Annotated in this window: 1 protein-coding gene and 1 pseudogene; both read right to left on the reverse strand. The window is 40.2% G+C overall.

Annotated features, from left to right (window positions below; genetic code table 11):
* Positions 1-1,022: amino acid permease (locus GMD4S_RS08840; RefSeq protein WP_001020300.1), on the reverse strand; the 1,022-nt coding region annotated here is incomplete at its 3' end.
* A gap of 214 nt (positions 1,023-1,236) precedes the next feature.
* Positions 1,237-1,463, reverse strand: a pseudogene (locus GMD4S_RS08845) (hypothetical protein); the annotation flags it as partial.

Below are 1,463 nucleotides of genomic sequence, written 5' to 3' on the forward strand. Positions count from 1 at the left end.
CTTTGAGGTAAAAGTCCATCACGCGCTAAGCTATAAATCATCCGAGATAAAGCATAAGTCATAGAGATACATACGGTTATCAGGGTTAGAATGGCTACAAGCGAAACATAATTTGCTGCCCAGCCGATACCAATACTCCGTAATGAAAATGCTACTGCATCGTCCACATTGAGCTTACTGTAGTGAACAATCCCTGTCAATACTAAGGTTACCAAGGCATAGAGAATGGTGACGATTGTTAGAGAAAGCACAATTCCGCGAGGAATATTTTTTTGCGGACTTTGAATTTCATCAACTGCCATGGAAATTGACTCAAATCCGAGAAAACCAAAGAACATCAAAGATGCGCCCGCCATAATCCCAGTACTTCCACCATATAGTTGACCAAAACCAAATGGAGCAAAATTCGTCCAATTTTCTGGCTTGATGTACCAAATACCAACTAGGATAAATAAGGCGAGAGCTGAGAATTTCAAGACCACTAAAAGCGAATTAAAGCGTAAGGCTGCCTTGGAATTTAATAAAACCAATCCCGTTACCAATGTCAGTACTAAAATAGGTAGAAGATCGATATAGGTACCTTGTTCAGGATTAAAGGTTCCATTCAAGGATTGGGGCATGGCAATACCATAATTACTGAGCAATCCCTTAAAGTAAGCTGCCCAGCCAGACGTCACACCTGAAACAGCCGTCATGAATTCCATAATGGTCAACCAACCAGCAATCCAAGCTGGCAATTCTCCTAAAATCGCATAGAGGTAACTATAAGCACCACCAGTTGCAGGCACACGAGAGGCAAATTCTGCAAAAAATAGGGCTGATAGAGAAACACACAGGGCAGAAATCACAATGGAAATCACTAATGATGGACCAGCTAAGGTAGCCGCTGCTGTTCCTGTAATAGTGAAAATCCCTGTCCCCACCATGGCACCAATCCCTAGAAGAATCAAATCCCACAACTTCAAATGGCGATGCATCTCTGTCTGTCTCAGACTAACATCCTTGGTTCTAAAAATATTCATGCTTCATCTCCACTAAATGTAATTGTTTTATTTTACCATATAAAAGCATTTTTGTGAATATTTATTAGGTTCGTTTTTGAAAAAAATTCTGAACAGAAAGAATTCCTGTTCAGAATTTGCATTTTTACCCACTGATTCTTTCAATTTGTTACTGATCAAGCGAGTAGGCTCAACAGTATACTCCATTGAAAGTTTTTTAGGGATTTGGGATTTTTTAAACTTCAAAGTAAGGGAACGGACGGTCACTATCTAAAGGACGATTGGGAACTTCTTGTTCCAAAATAGCGCGCCAACCTGATACCAATTCTTCAAAAGTCAATTGGGCTTCTGGAGAAGCTGTTGTCAGCTTCCGACCAAACCAAGCCATGGTTGCAGTTTCAAACTGAAGCATAGCGTACTGGATTACTGGTACATTTGCCTCTTCATAATTTTCATTTACTG

It is taken from the genome of Streptococcus sp. GMD4S (genome assembly GCF_000296955.1).